General features: G+C 67.6%; 26 protein-coding genes. 25 read left to right on the top strand and 1 reads right to left on the bottom strand.

Annotation, left to right across the window (positions count from 1 at the left end):
* The first annotated feature begins 73 nt into the window (after nucleotides 1–73).
* Complete coding sequence (locus ACF66B_RS10280) at nucleotides 74–1,906, top strand: thiamine pyrophosphate-binding protein (protein ID WP_111432145.1); 1,833 nt, start codon at nucleotides 74–76, stop codon at nucleotides 1,904–1,906.
* 210 nt (nucleotides 1,907–2,116) lie between these two features.
* Here the strand turns inward: ACF66B_RS10280 and pcaQ are convergent, their stop codons facing one another.
* Nucleotides 2,117–3,040, bottom strand: coding sequence for a pca operon transcription factor PcaQ (gene pcaQ / locus ACF66B_RS10275; protein WP_111431076.1), 924 nt, complete (start codon nucleotides 3,038–3,040; stop codon nucleotides 2,117–2,119).
* Nucleotides 3,041–3,147: 107 nt separating this feature from the next.
* Between pcaQ and pobA the strand changes: the two genes are divergently transcribed.
* The 24 genes from pobA to ACF66B_RS10155 all read left to right on the top strand — a co-directional run bounded on the left by pobA (nucleotide 3,148) and on the right by ACF66B_RS10155 (nucleotide 24,545).
* The gene (pobA, locus tag ACF66B_RS10270) at nucleotides 3,148–4,317 is read left to right on the top strand and encodes a 4-hydroxybenzoate 3-monooxygenase (RefSeq protein ID WP_111431075.1); all 1,170 of its coding nucleotides are present in this window, start codon (nucleotides 3,148–3,150) and stop codon (nucleotides 4,315–4,317) included.
* Nucleotides 4,317–5,108 carry a 3-oxoadipate enol-lactonase gene (gene pcaD / locus ACF66B_RS10265; protein WP_111431074.1) on the top strand — a complete coding sequence of 264 codons (792 nt, stop codon included), beginning with the start codon at nucleotides 4,317–4,319 and terminating at the stop codon, nucleotides 5,106–5,108. The genes pobA and pcaD overlap by 1 nt, the downstream gene beginning before the upstream one ends.
* Entirely contained in the window at nucleotides 5,092–5,484 is a 393-nt protein-coding gene (pcaC, locus tag ACF66B_RS10260) for a 4-carboxymuconolactone decarboxylase (protein ID WP_111431073.1), read from the top strand. Before pcaD ends, pcaC begins: the two co-directional genes overlap by 17 nt.
* The gene (pcaH, locus tag ACF66B_RS10255; protein WP_111431072.1) at nucleotides 5,481–6,203 is read left to right on the top strand and encodes a protocatechuate 3,4-dioxygenase subunit beta; all 723 of its coding nucleotides are present in this window, start codon (nucleotides 5,481–5,483) and stop codon (nucleotides 6,201–6,203) included. The genes pcaC and pcaH overlap by 4 nt, the downstream gene beginning before the upstream one ends.
* Nucleotide 6,204: 1 nt before the next feature.
* Entirely contained in the window at nucleotides 6,205–6,897 is a 693-nt protein-coding gene (locus ACF66B_RS10250; protein WP_111431071.1) for a protocatechuate 3,4-dioxygenase subunit alpha, read from the top strand.
* A 9-nt stretch (nucleotides 6,898–6,906) separates the two neighbouring features.
* Complete coding sequence (locus tag ACF66B_RS10245) at nucleotides 6,907–7,740, top strand: 3-keto-5-aminohexanoate cleavage protein (RefSeq protein ID WP_111431070.1); 834 nt, start codon at nucleotides 6,907–6,909, stop codon at nucleotides 7,738–7,740.
* A gap of 10 nt (nucleotides 7,741–7,750) precedes the next feature.
* Nucleotides 7,751–9,070, top strand: coding sequence for a lyase family protein (locus ACF66B_RS10240; RefSeq protein WP_111431092.1), 1,320 nt, complete (start codon nucleotides 7,751–7,753; stop codon nucleotides 9,068–9,070).
* Nucleotides 9,067–10,089 carry a TRAP transporter substrate-binding protein gene (locus tag ACF66B_RS10235; protein ID WP_111431069.1) on the top strand — a complete coding sequence of 341 codons (1,023 nt, stop codon included), beginning with the start codon at nucleotides 9,067–9,069 and terminating at the stop codon, nucleotides 10,087–10,089. Before ACF66B_RS10240 ends, ACF66B_RS10235 begins: the two co-directional genes overlap by 4 nt.
* Nucleotides 10,090–10,111: 22 nt before the next feature.
* Entirely contained in the window at nucleotides 10,112–10,642 is a 531-nt protein-coding gene (locus tag ACF66B_RS10230) for a TRAP transporter small permease (protein WP_111431068.1), read from the top strand.
* Complete coding sequence (locus tag ACF66B_RS10225; protein WP_111431067.1) at nucleotides 10,639–11,958, top strand: TRAP transporter large permease; 1,320 nt, start codon at nucleotides 10,639–10,641, stop codon at nucleotides 11,956–11,958. The genes ACF66B_RS10230 and ACF66B_RS10225 overlap by 4 nt, the downstream gene beginning before the upstream one ends.
* A gap of 172 nt (nucleotides 11,959–12,130) precedes the next feature.
* Nucleotides 12,131–13,204, top strand: a complete 1,074-nt coding sequence (locus ACF66B_RS10220; protein ID WP_392662509.1) for a cupin domain-containing protein — start codon at nucleotides 12,131–12,133, stop codon at nucleotides 13,202–13,204.
* Nucleotides 13,204–13,803, top strand: a complete 600-nt coding sequence (locus ACF66B_RS10215; protein ID WP_111431066.1) for a maleylpyruvate isomerase N-terminal domain-containing protein — start codon at nucleotides 13,204–13,206, stop codon at nucleotides 13,801–13,803. The genes ACF66B_RS10220 and ACF66B_RS10215 overlap by 1 nt, the downstream gene beginning before the upstream one ends.
* A 37-nt stretch (nucleotides 13,804–13,840) precedes the next feature.
* A complete protein-coding gene (locus tag ACF66B_RS10210; protein ID WP_111431065.1) occupies nucleotides 13,841–14,539 on the top strand; it encodes a fumarylacetoacetate hydrolase family protein in 699 nt (232 codons plus the stop codon).
* Nucleotides 14,536–15,177 carry a maleylacetoacetate isomerase gene (gene maiA / locus ACF66B_RS10205; protein WP_111431064.1) on the top strand — a complete coding sequence of 214 codons (642 nt, stop codon included), beginning with the start codon at nucleotides 14,536–14,538 and terminating at the stop codon, nucleotides 15,175–15,177. The genes ACF66B_RS10210 and maiA overlap by 4 nt, the downstream gene beginning before the upstream one ends.
* A gap of 32 nt (nucleotides 15,178–15,209) precedes the next feature.
* The gene (locus ACF66B_RS10200) at nucleotides 15,210–16,214 is read left to right on the top strand and encodes a TRAP transporter substrate-binding protein (protein ID WP_111431063.1); all 1,005 of its coding nucleotides are present in this window, start codon (nucleotides 15,210–15,212) and stop codon (nucleotides 16,212–16,214) included.
* A gap of 4 nt (nucleotides 16,215–16,218) precedes the next feature.
* The gene (locus ACF66B_RS10195; RefSeq protein ID WP_111431062.1) at nucleotides 16,219–16,728 is read left to right on the top strand and encodes a TRAP transporter small permease; all 510 of its coding nucleotides are present in this window, start codon (nucleotides 16,219–16,221) and stop codon (nucleotides 16,726–16,728) included.
* Nucleotides 16,725–17,984: a TRAP transporter large permease gene (locus ACF66B_RS10190; RefSeq protein ID WP_111431061.1), complete on the top strand. Its 1,260-nt coding sequence runs from the start codon at nucleotides 16,725–16,727 to the stop codon at nucleotides 17,982–17,984. The genes ACF66B_RS10195 and ACF66B_RS10190 overlap by 4 nt, the downstream gene beginning before the upstream one ends.
* Before the next feature lie 83 nt (nucleotides 17,985–18,067).
* The gene (locus ACF66B_RS10185) at nucleotides 18,068–19,294 is read left to right on the top strand and encodes a 3-hydroxybenzoate 6-monooxygenase (protein ID WP_111431060.1); all 1,227 of its coding nucleotides are present in this window, start codon (nucleotides 18,068–18,070) and stop codon (nucleotides 19,292–19,294) included.
* Nucleotides 19,295–19,468: 174 nt separating this feature from the next.
* Nucleotides 19,469–19,945: a MarR family transcriptional regulator gene (locus tag ACF66B_RS10180; protein WP_111431059.1), complete on the top strand. Its 477-nt coding sequence runs from the start codon at nucleotides 19,469–19,471 to the stop codon at nucleotides 19,943–19,945.
* A 52-nt stretch (nucleotides 19,946–19,997) separates the two neighbouring features.
* Entirely contained in the window at nucleotides 19,998–21,101 is a 1,104-nt protein-coding gene (locus ACF66B_RS10175; protein ID WP_111431058.1) for a C4-dicarboxylate TRAP transporter substrate-binding protein, read from the top strand.
* Between the two features lie 63 nt (nucleotides 21,102–21,164).
* Complete coding sequence (locus ACF66B_RS10170) at nucleotides 21,165–21,704, top strand: TRAP transporter small permease (protein WP_111431057.1); 540 nt, start codon at nucleotides 21,165–21,167, stop codon at nucleotides 21,702–21,704.
* The gene (locus tag ACF66B_RS10165; RefSeq protein WP_111431056.1) at nucleotides 21,704–22,984 is read left to right on the top strand and encodes a TRAP transporter large permease; all 1,281 of its coding nucleotides are present in this window, start codon (nucleotides 21,704–21,706) and stop codon (nucleotides 22,982–22,984) included. The genes ACF66B_RS10170 and ACF66B_RS10165 overlap by 1 nt, the downstream gene beginning before the upstream one ends.
* Before the next feature lie 12 nt (nucleotides 22,985–22,996).
* The gene (locus ACF66B_RS10160; RefSeq protein ID WP_111431055.1) at nucleotides 22,997–23,764 is read left to right on the top strand and encodes an SDR family NAD(P)-dependent oxidoreductase; all 768 of its coding nucleotides are present in this window, start codon (nucleotides 22,997–22,999) and stop codon (nucleotides 23,762–23,764) included.
* Between the two features lie 13 nt (nucleotides 23,765–23,777).
* Entirely contained in the window at nucleotides 23,778–24,545 is a 768-nt protein-coding gene (locus tag ACF66B_RS10155; RefSeq protein ID WP_111431054.1) for a crotonase/enoyl-CoA hydratase family protein, read from the top strand.
* Nucleotides 24,546–24,547 lie beyond the last annotated feature (2 nt).

Genomic DNA, 24,547 nt, shown 5'->3' with positions numbered 1-24,547 from the left:
ACCCTGCCGCCTGCCGCGCCGGAAAAGGGCGCGGGTGGCCCCCTTTTTGCCAAGAGTTCAAGGAGACTGACCGATGCCGCATATAGGCGATCTTGTAGCGGAGATGTTGGCGCAATATGGCGTTGAGCTTGTGTTTGGGATGCCTGGAGGGCAGACGACGGCGCTGCATGACGGGATATCCCGGCGGCAGGATCGGATCCGCCACATTCTGATGCGGGACGAGCGGAACGCGGCGTATGCGGCGGATGCCTATGCGCGGCTGACGGGCAAGCCCGGGGTGTGCGACGTGACGGTCGGCCCGGGGGCGAACCTGCTTCCGGCGGGGTTTCTGGAGGCGCTGAACGCGTCGATCCCGATGGTTGGGATCGTGGGTGAGCTGCCGCTCGACTGGCTGCCGCTGAAGGAGAAGGGGATCGCGAGCCAGGGCTTCGATCAGCTTTCCTTCTTCAAGACCTGCACGAAGGATGCCTGGCTGGTGCCCTCGATCACCGCCCTGCCCGAGCTCATCCGGACGGCCTTCCGGGTGGCGACGGCGCCGCGACCGGGGCCTGTGGCGCTGATCATTCCCCATGACATCTTCGATGCGGAGTGGGACGAGGATCTGGTGAAGATCGCGGTGGACGACCGGGCGAAGGCGATCCCCTATCTGCGCTCGACGGCGCCGGGGGAGGACATCCAGGCGGCGGCGGATCTGATCCGGCGGGCGAAGCGGCCGGCGCTGGTCTGCGGCGGCGGCGTGCACGGCTCGGATGCGGCGCGCGAGGTGACGGGGTTTGCCGACCGTCTCGGCGGTCTGGTGGTGACCTCGCTCTCGGGCAAGGGATCGGTGCCGGAGACGCGGGCCTATGCGGCGGGTGTGCTGAACCCGCTCGGGTCCTGGGCGGCGATCGAGCTGATCAAGGAGGCGGATCTGGTGATCTGGTGCGGCTCGAAGGTGAGCCAGAACACCGGGATGAACTGGTCTCTGCCGACGCCGGAGCAGGCGACGATCACCATCGATTCCGATCCGCTGGAGCATGGCCGGACCTTCCGCCCAACGATCCCGCTCCTGGGGGATGTGCGCGAGATCGTGACCGCGCTCGATGCGGCGCTGGGGGCGAGCCTTGCGCCGGTGAACCGGGACTGGCTGGCGCGGATCGCGGAGGTGAAGGCCGAGGGCGAGCGGGTGAAGGCGGCGGAGACCGCCTCGGCGGCGATCCCGATCGCGCCGCCGCGGGTGATGGCGGAGATCGCCGCGCGTCTGGGCGAGGACGACATCGTGGTCTCGGACGCCTCGTTCTCGGCGGGCTGGATCGCGGGCTACATCCCGGCGAAGACGCCGGGTCGGCAGTTCCTGTTTGCCCGCGGGCAGGGGGGGCTCGGCTATTCGGTTCCCGGTGCGATCGGGGCGGCGGCGACGCGGCCGGAGGCGCGGATCGTGACGGTGGCGGGGGACGGGGCGTTTTCCTACACGGTGGGCGAGCTGGCGACCCAGGCGCAGTTCAACCAGAAGATCGTGAACGTGGTGATCAACAACGGCCGTCTGGGCTGGATCCAGCTCTGGCAGGAGATCTTCTTCAAGAACGTGCAGTCTGCGATGCTGGAGACCCAGAGCGTGCAGCCGGGCTATGCCGGGGCGGCGGAAGCGCTGGGGCTGAAGGGGATCTACGTCGAGAAGCCGGACGACATCGGGGCGGCGCTCGATGCGGCCTTTGCCCATGACGGGCCCTCGGTGGTGGAGGTCCGGATCGACGACCGGGCGACGCCGATCCACTCGTTCAAGCGGCGGATGCAGGAGGGCGAGGACACGGCGCGCCCGCGTCCGGGCACGGTCTACAAGCTCCGGGACTGGAAGATCTCGCCGGACCTTCCCGAGCCCGAAGCCCGGGCTGCGGACCCGGCGGAGACCGAACCGGCGGAGGGCTGATCGGGGCCTGCCTGCACGTCTGGAATCCGTATGGAAAGCGTATGGAATCCATATGGCAGGAAACTCCCCACCACCTGATCCCCGCGGCGCCCCGAAAGGGCGCCGCGCTCCCTCTCAGGGACACCCGCAACAGAGCGAGAACCGCCCCTCGGGACCGCACGAAGGCCTGCCCCGGCCGGTCAGGGCCCATGGTGATCCGCGAACCGCGTCTCAGGACGCCGCGAGGAACGCCTCGAGGGTTTCGAGCGCCCGGTCGACGGCGCGGCGGAGGAGCTGCTGTTCGGGGGTTTCTGCCTCGCCCGCCCGGGTCATCAGGCCGACCGGTCCCTCGGTGCCGCCGGTCGCGATGGGCAGGCGGGCGAGCCGCCCCTCGGCGATGTCGCTGGCGACGACCCCGGCGGAGATGAACCAGACCGCATCGCATTGCCGGGCATAGACCCGGCCAAAGGCGCCAGAGACGGTCTCGATACGCCATGCCGGGCGAGGGATGCCCTCGGCAATCAGCAGGCGCTCGACGAAGGGCCGGATTGCGGCCCAGGGTGGCGGGTAGAGCACCTGCCATTCGGTGATCCGGCGCAGATCGGGATCTTCGAGCAGTGGGTGACCGGGGCGGACCACCACGGCCACGTCCTCGAGATAGAGCTGGGTGAAGGACAGGCCGCGCATCGTCTCGGGTGCGCCGAGCCGGCCGAGCACCATGTCGAGCTGGCCGCTGCGGAGCTGCGTGGTCAGATGTTCGTGCGAGCCGTCGGCTATGGTGAGCCGGACCCGGTCGAGCCCGGCCATTTCCGCCGCGACCTCGGGCATGAGCCGGGTCGCGACCGACGGCAGGACGCCGACACGGATCTCGGTGGCATCCTCGCCGCCCGCGGCGGCGACGCCGGAAAAGCCGCGCTCGAGCGCGACGAGGCTCTGCTGCGCGAAGCCGAGAAAGTACTCGCCCTCCGGCGTGAGAGAGACGCCCGCGCGGCCCCGGAGCAGGAGCTGCTTCCCGGCGATTTCCTCAAGCTCGGCGAGGGTGCGCGAAATCGCGGGCTGGGTCAGATGGAGCTGGTCGGCCGCCCGCTTCAGGCTGCGCTGGCGGACGATTTCCACGAAAGCCGAGATGTGGCGGATCTTTATGCGCCGGTCCATGCAGGGAATTTTCCGATACTTGCCGATAATGATAATTATATGGCAAAATAAGTCAATTTACTTCATATTTATGTTGCGCCATTTTCCCGTCAGGGAGGACAAGAAAAATGCGCACCCAAGTCGTGATCATTGGCGGCGGGCCATCGGGCCTGCTGCTCGGCCAGCTGCTTCATGCCCACGGGATCGAGACCGTGCTGCTGGAGCGCCGCACGCGGGACTATGTGCTCGGCCGCATCCGGGCGGGCGTTCTCGAGGCTGGCTTCGTCGGCCTGCTCGAGGAGGCGGGAGTCGCCGGGCGGCTCCATCGCGAGGGCTTCCGGCACGCGGGCACCCAGATCGCCTTCGACGGCGGCATGTTCCATATCGATTTCGAAGGCCTGACCGGCACGCCCGTCGTCGTCTACGGGCAGACCGAGGTGACGCGCGATCTCTACGATGCGCGCGAGAAGGTGGGCGCGCGGACGGAATTCGAGGTGGATCATGTGGAGATCCACGGTGCCGATGGCGACGCGCCCCATGTGACCTATGTGCAGGGTGGCCGGGAGCATAAGATCGCTTGCGATTTCATCGCCGGGTGCGACGGGTTCCACGGCGTCAGCCGGCAGGCGATCCCGCTGGGCGTGCGGCGGGAATACGAGAAGATCTATCCCTTCGGCTGGCTCGGCATCCTCTCCGAGACGCCGCCGGTCCATGACGAACTGATCTACGCCAATTCCGCGCGCGGCTTCGCGCTTTGCTCGATGCGAAACGAGAAGCTGTCGCGCTACTACATCCAGTGCGCGCTGTCGGACAGTCCGGAGGACTGGAGCGATACGGCCTTCTGGCAGGAGCTGAAGCGGCGGGTGCCTGAGGAGATCGCCGAAAAGCTCGTCACCGGCCCCTCGATCGAGAAATCCATCGCGCCGCTGCGCTCCTTCGTGACCGAACCGATGCGCTGGGGGCGGCTCTTTCTCTGCGGTGATGCCGCGCATATCGTGCCGCCGACCGGCGCCAAGGGCCTCAACACCGCGGCGAGCGACGTGCATTACCTCCACACCGGGCTCCGCGCCTTCTATGAGGCGAGCGAGCACGAGGGGCTCGATCGCTATTCGGAAAAGGCTCTGGCACGGATCTGGAAGGCCGAGCGTTTCAGCTGGTGGTTCAGTTCGCTGCTGCACCAGTATCCCGATCAGAGCGAGTTCGATCTGAAGATGCAGCAGGCGGATATCGCCTTCCTGCGCGACAATGCCGCGCAGCAGAAGGCCTTTGCCGAAAACTATGTCGGGCTGCCCTACTGATGCGGGTTGCGCGGATCAATGGCGTCGGGCTGCACTATGCCGACGAGGGGCCGCAGGACGGCCGGGCCGTGGTGTTCGCCAATTCGCTCGGCACGGATCTCCGGCTCTGGGACGCTCTGCTGCCGCATCTGCCCGAGGGGCTGCGGCTGGTGCGCTACGACAAGCGGGGGCACGGGCTTTCCGAGGCGGGGCCGATCTCGATCGAGACACTCGCCGATGATGCGGCGGGGCTGATCCGGCATCTCGGCCTGCGCGACGTGGTTTTCGTGGGCCTGTCCGTCGGCGGACAGATCGGGCTCTCGCTCGCGGCGCGCCACGGCGATCTGCTGCGCGGGCTCGTTGTCTCGAACAGCGCGGCAAGGATCGGCAGCGCGGAGATGTGGCTGGACCGGATCGCGGCGCTTCGTGCCGGCGGGCTCGAGAGCATCGGTGCTGCAACGATGGAGCGCTGGTTCTCGCCCGGCTTCCGGGCGCAGGGCGGCGCGGGGCTCTGGCAGCGCATGCTCGAGCGCCAGCCGCTCGCGGGCTACATCGCCTGCTGTGAGGCGATCGCGGCGACCGATCTCAGCGCGGCGGCAGCGCAGCTCGCGTTGCCGGTCCGGCTCATCGCCGGAAGTGCCGACGGCTCGACCCCGCCCGAGGTCGTGCGCGCCACCGCAGCCCTGATCCCCGGCGCGGGCTATGACGAGATCCCGGGCGCGGGGCATCTTCCCTGTGTGGAAGTGCCGGAGGCCCATGCACGGCTGCTGACGGATTTTCTGAAGGAGGTGGGACATGTCCGACCGGTATGACACCGGCATGAGGGTGCGCCGCGAGGTGCTGGGCGACGCGCATGTCGACCGGGCCGAGGCGGCCAAGACCGGGTTCGACCAGCCGTTCCAGGATCTCATCACCACATCCGCCTGGGGCACGGTCTGGGCGAGTGACGGGATCTCGCGCCGCGAGCGCTCGATGCTCACGCTCGCGCTGCTGGCGGCGACCGGGAATTTCGAGGAGATTCCGATGCACGTCCGGGCCACCGCCCGAACCGGCGCGAGCCGGACGGACGTGCTCGAGGCATTCCAGCATGTCGCGATCTACTGCGGCGTGCCGCGCGCGAACCACGCGCTCAAGCTCGCCAGGCAGACCTATGCCGAGATGGACGCGGAAGAGGAGGCCGCCCGATGAAACCAGCCGAGTATTACCAGCGTGACCGCCGGTTGCATCCGCCCGCCCTCACCCCGGACTACAAGACGTCCGTCGCCCGCTCGCCGCGCTATTCGCTGATCTCGCTGCAGCAGTCGGTTTCGGAGGTTACCGGGCCGGTCTTCGGGCACAATGACATCGACCCGATCGACAACGATCTCATCAAGAATTACGCCACCGCGGGCGATCCGATCGGCGAGCGGATCATCGTCCATGGCCGTGTCCTTGATGAGGATGGCCGCCCGGTGCCCGGGACGCTGGTGGAGGTCTGGCAGGCCAATGCCGGCGGGCGCTACCGGCACAAGAAGGACACCTATCTGGCGCCGATCGACCCGAATTTCGGTGGCTGCGGCAGGACGATCACCGACGAGCACGGCTATTACTATTTCCGCACGGTGAAACCCGGTGCCTATCCCTGGCGGAACTGGGTCAACAGCTGGCGGCCGGCGCATATCCATGTCTCGGTCTTCGGGCGCGCGTTCAGCCAGCGGCTCATCACCCAGCTCTATTTCGAGGGCGATCCGCTGATCCCGCATTGCCCGATCGTGCAGACGATCCCGGATCCGGCGGCGATCGAGCAGCTCATTGCAAAGCTCGATCTCAACGCGACGGTGCCGCTCGACAGCGTGGCCTACAGGTTCGATATCGTGCTGAGGGGGCGGCGCTCGACGCTCTTCGAGAACCGTCTGGAGGGGAACTGACATGCCGCAGACACTGAACTACCTGCGCGAGACCGCATCGCAGACGGCGGGCCCCTACGTGCATATCGGGCTCGCGCCGGGGGCGGCGGGCTTCGACATCTACCGCCAGGAGCTCGGCCACGACATCGCCGGGCCGAACGCGAAGGGCGAGCGGATCCGGGTGGAGGGGCTGGTGATCGACGGCACCGGCTCGCCGGTCAAGGATGTGCTGCTCGAGGTCTGGCAGGCCAATGCCGAGGGCATCTACGCCCATCCAGAGGGCGGCGGCGATGTCGAGGAGGGCTTCCGCGGCTGGGGGCGCGTCATCACCGATTTCGAGACCGGCGAATGGGGGTTCGACACGGTGAAACCGGGTCCGGTGGTGCCGCGGGCGAAGATGACCTCCGGCGTGCGGCAGGCGGTGCGGGAGAGCCACCCCGACTGGATGGGCCGGGCGGACGAGGCACACGCGCCGATGGCGCCGCATCTCAACTTCTGGATCGTCGCGCGTGGCATCAACATCGGCCTCAACACCCGGATGTATTTCGAGGACGAGGCGGAGGACAATGCCAAGGATCCGGTCATCAACCTGATCGAGTGGGAGCGCCGCCGGGCAACCCTGATCGCGCGCCGGAGCCTGCGCGACGGGATCCCGGTCTATCGTTTCGACATCCGTTTGCAGGGGGAGGACGAAACCGTCTTCTTCGACATCTGAGAGCCGGACATGACACAAGCTTGCATCATCTGCGTCGCGATCACCGGCAGCGTGCCGACCAAGGAGAACAACCCGGCGCTGCCCGTGACCGTGGCCGAGCAGATCGAATCGACCCATGAGGCCTTCGAGGCGGGTGCGAGCATCGCGCATTGCCATGTGCGTGACGACGCGGGGAAGCCCACCAGCGATCCCGAGCGCTTCGCGCGGCTCAAGGAAGGCATTGAGGCGCACTGTCCGGGCATGATCATCCAGCTCTCGACCGGCGGGCGGTCGGGCGCGGGCAAGGCGCGGGGCGGCATGCTGCCGCTCCGGCCCGACATGGCCTCGCTCTCGGTCGGTTCGAACAACTTCCCCACACGGGTCTACGAGAATCCGCCGGATCTGGTGGACTGGCTCGCCGCCGAGATGAAGACCTATGGCGTGAAGCCGGAGATCGAGGCCTTCGATCTTTCCCACATCTTCCAGGCCGCGAAGATGCAGGAGGATGGCCGCCTCGAGGGCACGCCCTACGTGCAGTTCGTCATGGGGGTGAAGAACGCGATGCCGGTGGACCGGGAAGTCTTCGATTTCTACATCCATACCGTGCAGCGCCTCTTCGGCGCCGACGCGCCGTGGTGCGCGGCGGGGATCGGGCCGAACCAGATCGTCATCAACGAGTGGGCGATCGCGGCCGGCGGGCATGCCCGGACCGGGCTCGAGGACAACGTGCGGCTCGACCGCGACCGGCTCGCGCCCTCGAACGCGGCACTCGTTGCCCGCGCGGTGGAGCTTTGCGGCAAGTATGACCGCCCCGTCGCGACGCCTGCGGAGGCGCGCGCCATCCTCGGGCTTCGTGCGGCATGAGGCGGATGCGATGACACTCACCGAGGGCATGTTCGGCGACCCGGAGATTGCGGCGATCATGGGCCCCGGGGCCAGGCTCGCCGCGATGCTCGAGACGGAAGCCGTTCTGGCGGAGGTCGAGGCCGGGCTCGGGATCATTCCGGGCCCGGCGGCGGCGCGCGTCGCAGCTGTCGCCCGCGGGCTCCGGCCCGATCCGGCAGCGATCGCCGCGGCGGCAGCTGGCACCGGCATTGCCGCACAGGCGCTCGTTGCCGCGCTCAAGGCGGCCGCCGGGGGGGATGAAGGGTTCGTGCATTACGGCGCGACCTCGCAGGACATCGAGGATACCGCGCTCGTGCTCCAGCTCGGGCGCGCGCTCGCTGTGCTCGAGACGCGGCTTGAAGCGCTTGCGGCACGGCTTGGCGCGGTGGCTGCGGACACCAAGGCGCTTGTGATTCCGGCGCGCACACGCTTCCAGATCGCGGCGCCGACGACGTTCGGGGCGAAGATCGCCGTCTGGCGGGCGCCGCTGGCCCGGCATCTCGACCGGCTCGGGGAGCTTCGGCCGCGGCTCCTCAACGTCTCGCTTCACGGCGCGGCCGGGACGGGCGCGGCGCTCTGGCCGCAGGGCGCGAAGGTGCGGCGGGGCGTTGCCGGGGCGCTGGGGCTCGGAGCGCCGGATCTGCCGTGGCACGCAGCGCGGGACGCCATTGCAGAGCTTGGCGGCTGGCTCGCGCTGGTGACGGGCTCGCTCGGCAAGATCGGGCTCGATCTGGTGTTGCTCGGCCAGTCGGAGGTCGGCGAGGTTGCGGCGGGCACCGGCGGCGGGTCCTCGACCATGCCGCAGAAGTCGAACCCGGTGGCGGCGGAGGCGCTGGTGACGCTCGCGCGCCTCAATGCCGGGGATCTCGGCACGCTGCATCAGGCGATGGTCCATGCCCAGGAGCGCGACGGCAGCGCGCTCGGCATCGAGTGGCAGATCCTGCCGCAGATGCTCGAGCGCACCGGCGCCGCGCTTCGCATCGGCGGCAATCTCGCGGCAAGCCTCGCGGCGCGACCCGAGCGGATCGCGGCGCGCCTTGCGGCCGATCGCGGGGCGATGCTGGCGGAGGCGGCAGGGTTCCTGCTCGCCCGCGAGATGCCGCGCGATACGGCGCTCGGGATCGTGCGGCAGGCGCTGGCGGCCCTGGCCGAAGATCCGGGCGAAACGCTGGCCGGCGCACTCGGCCGCCTCATGCCGGGGCGGGATTGGGCGGACCTGCTCGATCCGGCGCGCCAGACCGGCGAGGCCGCGCATATGGTCGACGGAGCCACAACGACAAGACCAGACTCACAGGGAGAAAAAAGATGAAAACCAGCGCAATCGCCATCATCGCCGCCCTCGCCATGGCCGGGACCGCGCAGGCGGCCGACGTCGTGCTCAAGGTGCACCATTTCCTGCCGGCGGTGGCGCCGATCCAGACGGATGTGCTCGAACCTTGGGCCGCGGCCATCGAGGAACAGTCGGGTGGGCGGATCGACGTGGAGATCTATCCGGCGATGCAGCTTGGCGGCAAGCCGCCGCAGCTCTTCGACCAGGCGCGCGACGGCATCGTCGACATCAGCTGGACGCTACTCGGCTATACGCCCGGGCGGTTCCCGATCTCCGAGGTCTTCGAGCTTCCGTTCATGGCGGGCACCGCGGCAGAGACCACGGCGGCCCTGCAGGAGTTCCAGGCAAAATACATGGGCGACGAGCTCCGGGGCGTGCATCCACTGCTGATCCATGCGCCCGCCGCCTACAAGTTTCACATGAGGGACGAGACGGTTGCCTCGATGGCGGATCTCGCCGGGCTCAAGATCCGGGCGCCTTCGCGGACCATGACCGAGGGGCTCAACGCGCTGGGCGCCACGGCAGTCGGCATGCCGGTGCCGGAAGTGCCGCAGGCCATGACGACGGGCGTGATCGACGGCGCGGTGATCCCCTGGGAGGTGACCGGGGCGCTGCGGCTCAACGAGCTTGCCAAGACGCATACCGAGATCGGCCAGGAGAACGGCGGCATCGCGACCTCGGTGATGGCGCTGGTGATGAACCAGTCGAGCTACGACCGGCTGCCCGATGATCTCAGGCAGGTGATCGATGCCAATTCGGGCGAGGCGCTTGCCGCGATGGCCGGGGCGGCCTTCGATGCGGTCGAAAGCCGCGAGCGGCAGGCGGCGATCGACGGCGGCGCAGAGATCACAATCATCCCGGAGGCGGATCTCGGGCCCTGGAAGACCGCGACCGACGGGGTGGTGAACGACTGGGTCGCCTCGATGGACAAGGCCGGGCTCGACGGGGCCGCGATGCTTGCGGACGCGCGTGCAATGCTCGCCAACGCGGGCCAGTAGCCGGACGGCAGGGACGGACACCATGAGCGAGACCTTCGAGACGGCCTCCGGGCCCGAGACGCCCGGAAAGGTGCCGGTGCCGCGCGCGCTGGTGCTGGCCTGCCGGATCTTTGCAGGCATCGGCGGGGTCACGCTGCTTGCGATGATGCTGACGACCGTGGCGAGCGTGACGCTGCGCGGGACGCTCGGCTGGCCGATTCCGGGCGATTTCGAGCTCGTGGAAATGGGCAGCGCCATCGCGATCTTCTGCTTCCTGCCCTGGTGCCAGATCAGCGGCGGCAACGTGCTGGTGGATTTCTTCACCACGCACTCCTCGCCGCGGGTCAACCATCTGCTCGAGGCGCTGGGCGATCTCGTCTACCTGCTGATCGCGGCGCTGATCTGCTGGCGGCTGGTGCTCGGCGGCATGGAGCTGCGGGACTACGGCGAGCAGTCCATGGTGCTGCGCCTGCCGGTCTGGTGGGGTTTCGTCGTCATCGTTCCGGCCATGGGGCTTCTGGTGCTCACCTGCGCCGCGACGCTTGTCGGGCATCTGCGGAGGGCGCGGGCATGACCGGGATTGCTGCCGGGCTGGCCGGATTTGCCGTGCTTCTGGTGCTGATGGCGATCCGCATCCCCATCGGTGTGGCGATGCTGGGTGTCGGTATTGCGGGCTATGGGCTCACGAACGGCTGGATGCCGCTTCTGGCCTATCTCAAGACCGCGCCCTACTATCAGTTCTCCACCTATTCCCTGTCGGTGATCCCGCTCTTCGTGCTCATGGGCGAATTTGCGACCCATGCGGGCATGAGCCGGGCGCTTTACCGCACGGCGGCGGTGTTTCTCGGACACCGGAGGGGCGGGCTCGCCATGGCCTCGATCGGGGGCTGTGCCGCCTTCGGCGCGATCTGCGGCTCCTCGCTCGCGACCGCGGCGACGATGGGACAGGTCGCGCTGCCCGAGATGCGGCGCTACAACTACTCGGGCGCGCTCTCGACGGGGGCGCTTGCCGCCGGCGGCACGCTCGGCATCCTGATCCCGCCTTCGGTGATCCTGGTGCTCTATGCGCTGATGGCCGAGCAGAGCATCGCCAAGATGTTCGTCGCGGCGATCGTGCCCGGGCTGCTCGCGGCGTTCGGCTATATCCTCGCGGTGGCGGTCTTTGTGCGGCGCCATCCCGAGGACGGGCCGGCGGGGCCGCGGGCGAGTCTTGGCGAAAAGCTCGCGGCGCTGGGCGAGACCTGGTCGATCATCGCGATCTTCGCGCTCGTCATCGTCGGCATGTATCGTGGCTGGTTCACACCGACCGAGGCAGCGGCCGTCGGGGCGGCGGGCGCGGGGCTGCTCGCGGTGCTCCATGGCGGGATGCGGCTCAAGGGGCTGCTCGAGTGCCTGCGCGGAACGGCGACGACCTCGGCGATGATCTTCCTGATCCTGTTGGGGGCGGAGATGTTCAACGCCTTCCTCGCCCAGACCCGGTCGCCGATGCTTGCGGCCGAGGCGATCACCTCGTCGGGGCTCTCGCCGATGCTGGTGCTGATGGCCATGCTGCTGCTCTATCTCGCGCTCGGCTGCGTGATGGATTCGATGTCAATGCTGCTGCTGACGGTGCCGATCTTCTATCCGATCATTGCGGGGCTCGATTTCGGCCTTTCGCCGGAGGAGACCGCGATCTGGTTCGGGATCCTCGCCGTGATCGTGGTGGAGGTGGGGCTCATCACGCCGCCGGTGGGCATGAATGTCTTCGTCATCAACGCGCTGGCCCGCGACGTGCCGATGTCGGAGAGCTTCCGCGGGGTGTTGCCGTTCCTCGTGAGCGATTTCATCCGGATCGGCCTGCTGATCGCCTTCCCCTCTGTGACCCTGATGCTGGTGCGTCTCTTCGGCTGAGCGCGCCCACACCATCTTCAAACCGGCTTGCGGCCGTGTGCAGACCCTGCGCGCGGCCGCAAGCCTTTGATCGGAAAGGTCTTCACCAGAACACACTTCCCGGATTCCGAGTTAATTGACAAGCATGCTTATAATAAGCATACTAATTAAAAAGGGAATCAGGGAGGACCCGATGGACGACGCGATGCAACCCGAAGACACGCCGGCGCTCCGCGCGCTCTACGATGGCTTCACGGCGCAGCATCTCAACCCGCTCTGGACCCAGATCGGCGATCTGATGCCGCGCCATCCGCGGCCGAAGGCGGTGGCGCATCTCTGGAAATGGGCGGATCTCTATCCGCTGGCGAAGACCTCGGGCGATCTGGTGCCGGTGGGCCGCGGCGGCGAGCGCCGGGCGATCGGGCTTGCCAATCCCGGTCTTGGCGGCGAGGCCTATGTGAGCCCCACGCTCTGGTGCGCGATCCAGTATCTCGGGCCGAAGGAGACGGCACCGGAGCACCGCCATTCGCAGAACGCCTTCCGCTTCGTTGTCGAGGGCGAGGGTGTCTGGACGGTGGTGAACGGCGATCCGGTGCGTATGAGCCGGGGCGACTTCCTGCTCACGCCGGGCTGGAACTTCCATGGCCACCACAACGAGACTGACCAGCCGATGGCCTGGATCGACGGGCTCGACATCCCGTTCTCCTACATGAACGATGTGGGCTTCTTCGAGTTCGGCTCGGACCGGGTGACGGATTACGCCACGCCGCGCTATTCGCGGGGTGAGCGGCTCTGGTGCCATCCGGGGCTCCGGCCGCTCTCGGGGCTTCAGAACACCGTGAGCTCGCCGATCGGCGCTTATCGCTGGGAATACACGGATGCCGCGCTGACCCAGCAGCTGCTGCTCGAGGAGGAGGGGCATCCGGCGACCGTGGCGCAGGGCCATGCGGCGGTGCGTTACATCAACCCGACCACCGGCGGCGACGTGATGCCGACGATCCGGGCCGAGTTCCACCGGCTGCGCGAGGGTGTCGAGACCGAGACCCGGCGCGAGGTGGGCTCGACCGTCTTCCAGGTGTTCGAGGGCCGGGGTGCGGTGGTGATGGGTGGTGAGACCCATGCGGTCGAGAAGGGCGACATCTTCGTCATCCCGTCCTGGATCCCGTGGTCGCTGCAGGCCGAGACCCAGCTCGATCTCTTCCGGTTCTCGGATGCACCGATCATCGAGCGGCTGAATTTTGACCGCACCCTGGTCGAAGGCGCGTGATGGTGACGCTCAGCGAAGCCCGCGACGCACTCCGCGCGCGCCAGGGGAAGGGCGCGCGCTATGACGCGCCCGAGGCCCCTGCCGAGGCGCTCGGACTGGCGCGGCGCGGGACTGCCTATTTCGCGCGCGTGCTGAACTGGGTCGGGGACGATGCGCTCTACGCGCCCTCCGGCGTGCCGGGCTGGACGCGGGCGCATGTTGTGGCGGATGTCGCCTATCACGCCCGCGCGCTCTGCCGGCAGCTCGATGCCGCCGCGGCGGGCGAGGTGGCTGCGATGTATGCAAGTGATGCGGCGCGGCTCGAAGAGATCGAGCTCGGCGGGGTGCTGCCGCCGCGCGCGCTGCGCCATCTCGCCGATCATGCCGCGATCCATCTCGACGTGACCTGGCGTGATCTGCCGGGGTCGCTTTGGGCCGAGGAAGCGCCCGACAGCACAAAGCGGATGCGCCCGCTTTCCGCGACTCCGGCGGAACACGCCGCATTGCTCTGGTTCGGCGCGCTGGACCTCGCCCATGGCGCACGGCCGCGCGATCTTCCGGTGGATTTCGGCGGGGCGACGCCGCCGCGCCACAACCCGACGTCGCGGCCGCGCGCCTGAGTGCACCGCCCCGATCCCCTGACATTGAGGACTGACCATGACGACGACCCTTTTCGCTTCGCCTGCCTGGCCGACCGTGCCTGTGAAGGGCGAGACCGCTCAATACCCCGTTCACCGCATCTTCTGCGTCGGCCGCAACTATGCCGCTCATGCTGCCGAGATGGGTGTGGAGGTTGATCGCGAGGCACCGTTCTACTTCACCAAGTCGGCGCTGATGACGCAGGCGACCGACACGACGATCCCCTATCCGCCGGGCACCGAGAACTTCCACTACGAGATGGAACTCGTCATCGCCATCGGTGCGCCGGTCTTCAGGGCCGATCTCGCGCAGGCCCGCGAGGCGATCTTCGGCTTTGCCTGCGGTCTCGACATGACGCGGCGCGATCTTCAGCTCGCCGCGCGGGCGACCCAGCGCCCCTGGGATCTCGGCAAGGACGTGGAGCAGTCCGCCGTCTTCGCGCCGATCACGAAGGCCGACGAGGTCGCAGCGATCGGGCCGCAGCGGATCCATCTCGAGGTGAACGGCGCGACAAAACAGGACGCGCATCTCTCGGATCTCATCTGGAAGGTCGAGGAGATCGTGAGCCATCTCTCGGGCTATTACCACCTCGCGCCGGGCGATTTCATCATGACCGGCACACCCGCAGGCGTGGGGGCCGTGGTGGCGGGTGACGTGATCACCGGCGGCATCGACGGCCTCGACCCGGTGAAGCTCACCATCGGGGCGGCGGAATGATGCGTTTTCACGGCTTCTTCCGCTCGTCCTCGGCCTACCGCTGCCGGATCGCGCTGGGGCTGAAGGGGCTCGAGCCAGAGTTCGTGCCGGTGAATCTGCGGGCGAAGGAGCACCGCTCCGAGGCCTATCTGGCGCTGAACCCGCAGGGTCTGGTGCCGGCGCTCGAAACCGGCGAGGGCGTCCTCTTCCAGTCGCTCGCGATCATCGAATGGCTCGAGGAGACACATCCGGAGCCGCCGCTGCTGCCCGGGGATGCGCTCGGGCGGGCGCGGGTGCGGGGCTTTGCCCAGATCATCGCCTGCGAGGTGCATCCGCTCCAGAACCTCCGGGTGCTGAACTACCTGCGGGCCAGCTGCGGGCAGGATCAGGAGGGCTGCGACCTCTGGTGCCGGCACTGGATCGCCGAGGGGCTCGCGGCCTGCGAGGCGATCGCCGCGGCCGAAAGCCACGGCGGCGCCTTCACCTTTGGCGCCCGTCCCGGCCTCGCCGATATCTGCCTCGTTCCGCAGATGTTTTCCGCCGACCGTTTCGGCCTCGACACCGGCCCCTATCCGCGGCTTCGGGCGATCCGCGATGCCTGCGAGGCCCTGCCGGAATTCGCCGCCGCGCATCCTGCGCGCCAGTCCGACGCCGCCTGAGAGCGCGCGGACTTCCCATGGGAGGACCCATCATGACCAAGACGATCACATGCCCCACCCGCCGCGCACTGCTGGGGACGGCCTTCGCCGCCGCGGCGTTCTTCACTGCGGCGCTGGGCGGTGCCGCAGAGGCGCGCGAGCTTCGCATGGGGCTCATCACGCCGCCCTCGCATGTCTGGACCCGTGTTGCCGAGCGCATGGCCGAAAAACTGCCGGAGGCCTCGGGTGGCGCGCTCAGCCTCGCGGTCTTCCCCGCCGGGCAGCTCGGGTCGGAACAGGAGATGTTCCAGCAGATGTCGGGCGGGTTGCTCGACGCGGGGCTGATGACGGCGGCCATCACCAGCCTTCGGGCACCCTCGCTGCAGGGCTGGTTCACGCCCTATCTCTTCGGTGACGTTTCCGACGCGATCGCCGCAGCCGACACCGAGGCCGCCCAGGAGATGCTCGCCGAGCTCGATCGGGCGGGGCTCGTCGGGATCGGCTACACCTTCGCGGGCATGCGGCACATCCTGATGAAGGACGCGCCTGCCACCTCGCCCGAGGATCTCCAGCGCAAGAAGATCCGCATTGTGCCCTTCCCGGCGATGAAGACCTGGTGGGAGACGGTCGGCGCGGTGCCGACGCCGGTCAATCTCACGGAAGTCTACCAGTCGCTGCAGAGCGGCCTGCTCGACGGGATCGACATCGACCTCGACGCGCTGGTCGGGCTCAAGTTCGACGAGGTTGCCCACGGGCTCACCATCACCAACCACATGTCCTTTCCGGCGGTGCTGACCGTCAGCAAGGTCACCTGGATGACGCTCTCGGAGGAGGAGCGCGCGGCCTTCACAGAGGTTGCGGCCGAGGCGCTGGCCTGGGGCTCGCAGGAGCAGGTCGCGGCGGAGCGGGACAATCTCGCGGCCCTCGAGGGCAAGCTCGAGATCGTCACGCTCGAGGACGGCGGCACGGTCTTTGCGGAGGCAAACGCCGCGGTGGATGCAAGCTTCGAGGGCAATCCGGTGATCGGGAAATTCCGCACCGAAGCGGCGGGGGAGTGACGCGATGCGATCGCTTTCCGACGTGCTTGCCAGGATCGAGCGCCGGGTGAGCCAGGCGCTCGTCGCGGCCTTCGTCGGGCTCATCGTCGCCAATGTGGCGATGCGCTACCTCGCGGACCGGCCGATCGTCTTTGCCGAGGAACTGGCGGCGATCCTGCTCGTCTGGCTCGCCTTCGTGGCCATCTCGATCTCGATCCACGACAAGGCCCAGATCGGGGTCACGCTCTTCACCGACCGTCTGCGGGTCGGGGTGCGACATGTGGTGGATATTGCGGTGCTCGCGCTGGTCGCGGGCATCCTCGCAACGCTCCTCTGGGCCTCGGTCCGCTGGGTGACTTCGCCGGTCGTGGCCTTCGAGCAGGTCATCACCACCGGCTGGCCCAAGGCGCCGTTCTTCTGGATCGTGCCGATCTTCAGCCTGACCGCGCTTGTCCATGTGCTGGCCGATCTCGCCGAGGCACTTGCCGGGCGGCAGGACGTCGAGCTTGCGAATGAAAGGATGGCCGAGCTGTGACCGCGATATCCTTCGTTTCCCTCATGCTCGCGGCCATGCCGATCGCCTTCGTGCTGCTCGGCACCACGATCGTCTTCGTGCTTGCCTCGGGCAATCTCCAGATCCTCGACGCGGTGCCGCAGATCCTCTTCGGTGCGGTGGAGAATTTCGATCTGCTCGCGATCCCGCTCTTCGTGCTGCTCGGCGAGATCATGAATGAGAGCGGACTTACCCGGCGGATCATCATCGCGGTGCGGGTCTGGCTCACGAAGCTGCCGCATGACCTCGTGATCGTGAACCTGATCGCCAACCTTGCGCTCGCCGCAATCATGGGCTCGGCCACGGCGCAGATGGCGGTGATGAGCCGGGTGGTGGTACCCGAAATGGAGCGCGACGGTTATGACCGGGGCTTTGCTGCCGGGCTTACCGCAAGCGCGGGCCTGCTCGGGCCGATCATCCCGCCCTCCATGGTCTTCATCATCTACGGCGTCATCGCGCAGCAGTCGATCGCGGACCTCTTCATGGCGGGCATCGTGCCGGGGCTGATCCTCTTCGCCCTCATTCTCGGCATCGCGCTCCTGCAGGCGCGCGCCCATCACGACGGCACCAAGGCCGCTCCGGCACCGGGCGTCTCGAAGATCAAGGCGACGCTGCCGGGGCTGGCGACCATGGCGATCCCGCTGGTGATCGTGGGCGGCATCACCTGGGGGATCTTCACCCCGACGGAAAGCGCCGCGGTGGCGCTGGTCGTCGCGCTCTTCTTCGGCTCGGTGGTGTTCCGCGAGCTGCCGCTCAACCGGCTGCCCGCGATCGTCAACCGGACAGTCATCAACACGGCGGTGGTGCTCTTTCTGATCATGGCCGCGAAGGTCTTCGGCTGGGTGCTCACCTTCAATCAGGTGCCGCAGGCGGTGGCAGCGTTCCTTGCCTCGCTCACGTCCGATCCGACGATCTTTCTGCTGCTTGTCGTGGCGATGCTGGTGGTGGTGGGGATGTTCCTCGACGGGATCGCCGCGCTCATCATCCTCACGCCGATCCTGCTGCCCGTGGCGACGGCGAATTACGGCATCGACCCGATCCAGCTCGGCGTCGTGATGTCGATGACGCTGGTGCTCGGGCTGCTGACGCCACCGGTGGGGACAGGGCTCTATATCGCCGCAGCACTCTCGAACATCCCGATCCTGCGGCTTTCGCGCATCGTCGCGCCCTATGTCGGCGTGAGCGTGGCGGTGATCCTGCTGGTGGTGTTCGCCCCCGCGATCGTGCGGCCGTTCTGACGGCCGCCGCCCGAGATATCCGACCTGACAGACCAGAGAAACAGACGACAACAGGGGCCGCGCGCCCAGAGGAGGAAATGCACATGTCCGGACTTCCCGTTCTCATCGCCGGAGGTGGCATCGGCGGCCTCGCCACAGCCATCGGTCTCGCCCAGAAGGGCATCGCCTCGCTCGTGCTCGAGAAGGCGCCCGCCCTGGGCGAAATCGGCGCCGGCATCCAGCTCGGCCCCAACGCCTTTCACGCCTTCGACTATCTCGGGGTCGGCGACACGGCCCGCGCGATGGCGGTTTATATCGACAGCCTGCGGCTCATGGACGCAATGAGCGGCAGCGAAATCACCCGCATTCCGCTCGGCGATGATTTCCGTGCCCATTTCGGCAACCCCTATGCGGTGATCCATCGCGGCGATCTGCACGGCGTCTTCCTTGCCGCCTGCACCGAGCATCCGCTGGTCGAGCTGCGCACCAATGCGGAAGTGATGGATTACGAGCAGGACGGCAGGTCCGTTACCGCGATCCTCGCCGATGGCACCCGGCTTCAGGGCCGGATGCTGGTTGGCGCCGACGGGCTCTGGTCGAACGTGCGTCAGAAAGTGGTGGGTGACGGCGCACCGCGCGTCTCCGGCCACACCACATATCGTTCGGTGATCCCGACCGAGGAGATGCCCGAGGATCTGCGCTGGAACGCCGCAACCCTCTGGGCCGGGCCGAAGTGCCATATCGTGCATTATCCGCTGAAGGGCTGGAAGCTCTTCAATCTCGTCGTCACCTATCACAACGATGCTCCCTCGCCGGAAGCGGGTGTGCCGGTCAGCCATGACGAGGTGCGCAAGGGCTTCGAGCATGTGAACGCGACCGCGCGGCAGATCATCGACCGCGGCCAGAACTGGAAGCGCTGGGTGCTTTGCGACCGCGAGCCGGTGTCGAACTGGATCGACGGGCGAGTGGTGCTGCTCGGCGATGCCGCGCACCCGATGCTGCAGTATTTCGCGCAGGGCGCCTGCATGGCGATGGAGGATGCGGTCGCGCTCTCGGCGATGATGGAGCGCCATCCCGACGATATCGACGCGGTGCTCCGCAATTATCAGGAGGCGCGGCGGCTGCGTACGGCGCGGGTGCAGCTCCAGTCGCGCGAGATCGGCCTGCATGTCTATCACCCGGCGGGTGCCCATGCGGAGCTGCGCAATGCGGTAATGCGGGCGAAATCGGCGGAAGACTGGTTCGAGGCGGTGGGCTGGCTCTATGGCTCGACCGGACTGGAAGGCGCAGTTTCGCGCGAGACCGGTGCTCGGGCGCTCACGCCGGCCTGAGCGCACCGGGGGCCGGAGGCCTGTGTCCAAGCTGTGTCCGAACGGGGCTCGCGTTTCGGCGCGGGCCCCTCTTCATGTGCGCGGTGGAGGGGGACTCAAATATGATTACAAATAATAATCATTATTGAGTGTAACCATATTTTATGCCATACAGAGGGCAGGGAGGAATCGCGCATGACGCAGAACAAGACGGCAGACGAACCGGAGCTTCCGGGCGATGCATCCGATCTCGGGATGCGCGGTTTCCTCGGCTACAGTCTGAAGCGGGCCTATATCGTGCTGCATCAGGCGGCGACCGGTGCCCTTGACGAGAGCGGGCTCAAGGTCCGCTCCTTCACCGCGCTTTCGCTGATCGTGAGCAATCCCGGCGTCGCACCCTCGCGGCTTGCCGACATGCTGCGGATCGAGCGCTCCAACCTCGTGCTCATCATCGACGAGCTTGAAACGCGGGAGCTCATCAGCCGCACGCGAGATCCGCATGACCGCCGGCGCTTCGCGCTGAGCGCGACGCTCCGCGGGCGGCGGCTGCAGGAAAAGGCCGCGGCTGCGGTCAAGGCCGACGAGGCGCGCGCCGCCTCCCGGCTTTCGGCCGAGGAACAGGCGCTGCTCGTGTCGCTCCTCGAGCGGATCGAGGACGGCCCAGCCGACTAGAAGACAAACCGCCGCCGGAAAGACGGCGGCGATCCTTTGGGAGGATAACAGAATGACCAGGCATTTCGTGCCGGTGGCGCTCGCCACCGCAATGGCCTTTGCTGCGCCGATGGCAGGGGCCGACACCATACGTGCAACGAGCGGCTTCGGCCCGGCCCATCCGATCGGGGCGACGATGTATCCCGAGATCAACGAGCGGCTTCAGGAGTTTACCGATGGTGCCTGGAATCTCCGGGACACCCCCTCGGGACTGGTTGCGCCCAATGACATGAGCTCGGGTCTGCGCGACGGCGTGACCGAGTTCGGCGCGCTGCTGATGCCCTATTTCCCGGCCGAGTTCCCGGAGGCGGCGCTGCCCTCGGAGCTCTCGATCCTCGGCTCGAGCAATCTCGTGGTATCGTCGGCGGTGACCGAATACGTCGCGACCTGTGCCGAGTGTCAGGCCGAATTCTCCCGCAACGGGCAGGTCTATCTCGGCACCGACGCGACGCCGCCCTACAATCTGCTGACCGTGACGCCAGTGCGCAGCACGGCGGACATGCAGGGGCTGCGCATCCGCACCGGCGCGCCGCTCTATGCCCGGCTTGTGGCCGCGATGGGCGGCGAGGCGACGCAGATCCCGTCCTCGGAGCTTTTCGAGTCGCTCAGCCAGGGGGTGATCGACGGCACGTTCAGCGGCAACCACGAGATCATCGCGAACCGGCTTGGAGACGTCATCAGGTATGTCACCGAGATGGAGGAAGGCTTCTTCAACGGTGCGGCCTCGACGACCGCGAGTGGGCTCCTCTGGATGCGCATGTCGCCCGAGGAACGCGCGGCGCTGGCGAAGGCTTCGCAATACGGGCTCGCCAAGGGTCTCTTCGGCTTCAATGAGGATGCGGCCAAGGCGCGTGAGATTCCGGGGATCGAGTTCATCCCGATGGATGCCTCGCTCAAGGAAGCCGAGGAGGCCTACAACACCGAGCATCTCTCTCAGGCTGCCGGCATTCTCGCCGATCGCGGCGTGACCGACGCGGAGGCCAAGATCGCCCGCTACACGGCGCTGATCGAGAAGTGGGAGGGGCTCATCACCCCGGAGATGACCTACGAGGATCTCGCGGAGCTCCGCTACAACGAGATCTTCGCCAAGATCGATATGGCTGCCTACGGCCAGTGATCGACGGGCGTCCCCGCGCACCGCGCCGGGACGCCGCAAAGCAAGAACCCCAGGGAGAGAGTCATGGAGACGGTTGAACGGTGGATCAGCCGGGTGAGCATCCTGTGCGCATCGCTGATCCTGCTCGCGATGATGCTGCAGGTGGTGATCGACGTCGGCATGCGCAGCCTGCTCGGCGCGGGCTTCCCGGCCACTGCAGACATTGTCGCCCGCTATTACATGGTCGCGGTGAGCTTCCTGCCGCTCGCGATGACCGAAATCGGGCGGCGCCATATCGAGGCCACGATCTTTACCGAAGGGCTGCGGGGCGCGCCGCGCCGGGCAATCCAGGCTCTGGGTGTGACCGCGGGGCTCGTGGCCTTCGGCCTGCTCGCCTGGGGCACCGCGCTCGAGGCGCTGAGCCAGACCCGGCGCGGGGCCTATGTCGAGGCGGGTGCAATCGTCGTGCCGACCTGGCCGAGCTACTGGATCCTGCCGGTCTCGCTCGGGCTCATGGAAGTGGTGATGGTGCTCCGGCTCGTCCAGGTGATCCAGGGCCGCTACAATGACGGTGCCCACGATCCGCTCGAGGAAGTCGATGCACATCTTGGGGAGGCTCGCTGATGGAACCGTTCACCATCGGGCTTCTGGCGCTCGTCGTTCTGCTCGTTCTCATCGGGCTGCGGGTGCCGATCGGCGTGAGCCTCATCCTCGTCTCCTTTGCCGGCATCTGGGCGATCGCGGGGCTCCGTCCGGCGATGAGCCTGCTCTCGACCATCCCCTATTCTTCCTCGGCGAGCTGGACGCTGAGCTCGATCCCGATGTTCCTGCTGATGGGCTACATTGCCTATCACTCGGGGCTCACCCGCGGTCTCTTCGAGGCGGCGCGTGTCTGGTGGGGCTGGCTGCCCGGCGGGCTTGCCATCGCGTCGCTGGCGGGGGCGGGCGGCTTCGCGGCGGTCTCGGGCTCCTCTGTGGCCTGTTCGGCTGCGATTGGTCGGATCGCTATCCCCGAGATGCACCGGCAGCGCTATGACCTGCGCATCGCCACCGGCGCGGTGGCGGCGGGCGGCACGATCGGCGCACTGATCCCGCCCTCGATCATTCTCATCCTCTTCGGCATCCAGTCGAACAGCTCGATCAACGAGCTCTTCCTCGGCGGTCTGATCCTCGGTCTCGTCTCGCTCGTCTTCTACATTCTCGCGGTGCTGGTCTACTGGTGGCGCGATCCCGAACGGCTGCCCAAGGCCGAGCCCTACACGATGGGTGACCGCTGGGCGAAGACCTTCGAGATCTGGCCGGTGCTGGTGCTCATCATCGCGGTGCTCGGCGGCCTCTTCGGCGGCCTCTTCACGGCCACCGAAGCCGGCGCCTTCGGAGCCTTCATGGCGATCGTCATCGGCGTTGCGCGCCGGTCGCTGAGCTGGAAGGGCTTCCGCGAGAGCCTCGTCGACACGCTGCTCTCGGCCGGCGCGCTCTTCATCATCGCCTTTGGCGCGAACCTCTTCACCCGGCTCGTCGCGATGTCCGGCCTCTCGATGGAGGTGAGCCAGCTCGTCGAAGGCATGGGGCTAGGGACCACCGGCCTCCTGCTGATGATCGTGGTCATCTACCTCTGCCTCGGCATGTTCCTCGAGCCGATCGGGGCGCTCCTGCTGACGCTGCCGCTCTTCCTGCCGCTCATCGGGATGCACGGGGTCGACAAGATCTGGTTCGGGGTGCTGGTCGCCAAGTTGCTCGAGATCGGGATGATCACTCCGCCCGTCGGGCTCAACGTCTTCGTCATTCACTCCGTCGCGCGCGACTTCGTGCGGCTGGAGCAGGTGTTTGCCGGGATCGTGCCATTCCTTCTGGCCGATCTGGTGCTGGTCGCGCTGATGCTCGCGACCCGCGGACTGTTCTGAGGAGAACCGGACATGGATATCAACGGTGCCATTGCGCTTGTGACCGGCGGCGGCAGCGGCCTGGGTGCGGCCACCGCGCGGCGGCTGGCGGGCCAGGGCGCGCGTGTCGCGGTCATGGACCGCAGCGCGGATGCGGCCTCTGCCGTCGCGGCCAATATCGGCGGGCTCGCGCTCGCCGCGGACGTCACCGACAGCGATGCAGTCGGCGCGGCCTTCACGGAGGTGGCGGAGAAGCTCGGGGCCGCGCCGCGGATCCTCGTGAGCTGCGCCGGGATCGGCACCGCGAGCCGGATCCTGCCGCGGGATGGCGCGCTCACCATCGACCTCTTCGAGCGCACGGTTCGCGTGAACCTGATCGGCACCTTCATCCTGCTCAACCATGCGGCCCGGGCCATGGCGACGCTCGAGCCGGTCGATGCGGACGGGGCGCGCGGCGTCATCATCAACACCGCTTCGGTTGCCTATCAGGATGGCCAGATCGGCCAGGCCGCCTATGCCGCCTCCAAGGGCGGCGTTGCCGCCCTGACGCTTCCGGCAGCGCGTGAGCTGGCGCGCTTCGGCATCCGGGTGATGACCATCGCGCCGGGCCTGTTCGAGACCGCGATGAGCGCGGGCCTGCCGCCGGAGGCGCGCACCGCGCTTGAAGCCGGGCTGCCCTTCCCCTCGCGGATGGGCCGCCCCGACGAATACGCGATGCTCGTCCAGCAGATCGTCGAGAACCCACTCCTGAACGGTGAAGTCATCCGCATTGACAGCGCCGTTCGCCTGGCCCCGAAGTGAAGGAAGACATCCAATGACAGGCAGCTATACCGAAGCCCGCATCTGTGGCCAGATCGCCGAGCTCGAACTCATCCGCGAGGACAAGCGCAATGCGATGTCCGACGGGCTGCTGAGCGAGATCGAGGCCTTCTACGCGAGCCTTCCCGGGGCAGTGCGGGTGGTGATCCTGCATGGCCGCGGCGGACACTACTGCTCCGGGCTCGACCTGGCCGAGCATGTCTCGCGGAGCGCCGAGGCGGGAGTCTACCACTCGCGCAACTGGCACCGCATCATGGACATGATCCAGTTCGGCGGCCCGGTGACGATCAGCGCCATGACCGGCGCGGTGATCGGCGGCGGGCTCGAGATGGCGACGGCAACCCATGTGCGCATCGCGGAGCCCTCGGTGATCTTCCAGCTGCCCGAAGGGCGGCGCGGCATCTTCGTCGGCGGTGGCGCGACGGTCCGGGTGGGCCGGATCCTCGGGGCGGACCGCATGGTCGAGATGATGCTCACCGGCCGGAAATACGACGCCAAGGAAGGGCTTCGGCTCGGCCTTGCCCACTACAGTGTCGGCGAGGGCGAGGCGCTGCCGCTGGCGCGCAAGCTCGCGGGCAAGATCGCCGCGAATGCGCCGATGTCGAACTACTTCATGGTGAACGCGCTCTCGCGCATCGGGGACATGTCCCGCGCCGACGGCCTCTTCACCGAGAGCCTCGCCGCAGCCCTGGTGCAGACCACGCCCGACGCCGAGGAGGGGCTCAGGGCATTCCTGGAAAAGCGGGAACCGAAATTCCGCTGACC

It is taken from the genome of Amaricoccus sp. B4 (assembly GCF_043226085.1).
Classification (GTDB): domain Bacteria; phylum Pseudomonadota; class Alphaproteobacteria; order Rhodobacterales; family Rhodobacteraceae; genus Amaricoccus.
The sequence above is the reverse complement of the archived record's forward strand: the minus strand, read 5'-3'. Positions and strand labels throughout refer to the sequence as shown.

Coding starts and splice junctions, on each gene's coding strand:
- pcaC (WP_111431073.1), top strand. CDS start 5,092: ATGTCCGACCGGTATGACACCGGCATGAGGGTGCGCCGCGAGGTGCTG.
- pcaD (WP_111431074.1), top strand. CDS start 4,317: ATGCGGGTTGCGCGGATCAATGGCGTCGGGCTGCACTATGCCGACGAG.
- ACF66B_RS10170 (WP_111431057.1), top strand. CDS start 21,165: ATGGAGACGGTTGAACGGTGGATCAGCCGGGTGAGCATCCTGTGCGCA.
- ACF66B_RS10250 (WP_111431071.1), top strand. CDS start 6,205: ATGCCGCAGACACTGAACTACCTGCGCGAGACCGCATCGCAGACGGCG.
- ACF66B_RS10155 (WP_111431054.1), top strand. CDS start 23,778: ATGACAGGCAGCTATACCGAAGCCCGCATCTGTGGCCAGATCGCCGAG.
- ACF66B_RS10160 (WP_111431055.1), top strand. CDS start 22,997: ATGGATATCAACGGTGCCATTGCGCTTGTGACCGGCGGCGGCAGCGGC.
- ACF66B_RS10245 (WP_111431070.1), top strand. CDS start 6,907: ATGACACAAGCTTGCATCATCTGCGTCGCGATCACCGGCAGCGTGCCG.
- ACF66B_RS10210 (WP_111431065.1), top strand. CDS start 13,841: ATGACGACGACCCTTTTCGCTTCGCCTGCCTGGCCGACCGTGCCTGTG.
- maiA (WP_111431064.1), top strand. CDS start 14,536: ATGATGCGTTTTCACGGCTTCTTCCGCTCGTCCTCGGCCTACCGCTGC.
- ACF66B_RS10215 (WP_111431066.1), top strand. CDS start 13,204: ATGGTGACGCTCAGCGAAGCCCGCGACGCACTCCGCGCGCGCCAGGGG.
- pcaQ (WP_111431076.1), bottom strand. CDS start 3,040: ATGGACCGGCGCATAAAGATCCGCCACATCTCGGCTTTCGTGGAAATC.
- pobA (WP_111431075.1), top strand. CDS start 3,148: ATGCGCACCCAAGTCGTGATCATTGGCGGCGGGCCATCGGGCCTGCTG.
- ACF66B_RS10195 (WP_111431062.1), top strand. CDS start 16,219: ATGCGATCGCTTTCCGACGTGCTTGCCAGGATCGAGCGCCGGGTGAGC.
- ACF66B_RS10165 (WP_111431056.1), top strand. CDS start 21,704: ATGGAACCGTTCACCATCGGGCTTCTGGCGCTCGTCGTTCTGCTCGTT.
- pcaH (WP_111431072.1), top strand. CDS start 5,481: ATGAAACCAGCCGAGTATTACCAGCGTGACCGCCGGTTGCATCCGCCC.
- ACF66B_RS10175 (WP_111431058.1), top strand. CDS start 19,998: ATGACCAGGCATTTCGTGCCGGTGGCGCTCGCCACCGCAATGGCCTTT.
- ACF66B_RS10240 (WP_111431092.1), top strand. CDS start 7,751: ATGACACTCACCGAGGGCATGTTCGGCGACCCGGAGATTGCGGCGATC.
- ACF66B_RS10280 (WP_111432145.1), top strand. CDS start 74: ATGCCGCATATAGGCGATCTTGTAGCGGAGATGTTGGCGCAATATGGC.
- ACF66B_RS10225 (WP_111431067.1), top strand. CDS start 10,639: ATGACCGGGATTGCTGCCGGGCTGGCCGGATTTGCCGTGCTTCTGGTG.
- ACF66B_RS10200 (WP_111431063.1), top strand. CDS start 15,210: ATGACCAAGACGATCACATGCCCCACCCGCCGCGCACTGCTGGGGACG.
- ACF66B_RS10235 (WP_111431069.1), top strand. CDS start 9,067: ATGAAAACCAGCGCAATCGCCATCATCGCCGCCCTCGCCATGGCCGGG.
- ACF66B_RS10180 (WP_111431059.1), top strand. CDS start 19,469: ATGACGCAGAACAAGACGGCAGACGAACCGGAGCTTCCGGGCGATGCA.
- ACF66B_RS10220 (WP_392662509.1), top strand. CDS start 12,131: ATGGACGACGCGATGCAACCCGAAGACACGCCGGCGCTCCGCGCGCTC.
- ACF66B_RS10185 (WP_111431060.1), top strand. CDS start 18,068: ATGTCCGGACTTCCCGTTCTCATCGCCGGAGGTGGCATCGGCGGCCTC.
- ACF66B_RS10230 (WP_111431068.1), top strand. CDS start 10,112: ATGAGCGAGACCTTCGAGACGGCCTCCGGGCCCGAGACGCCCGGAAAG.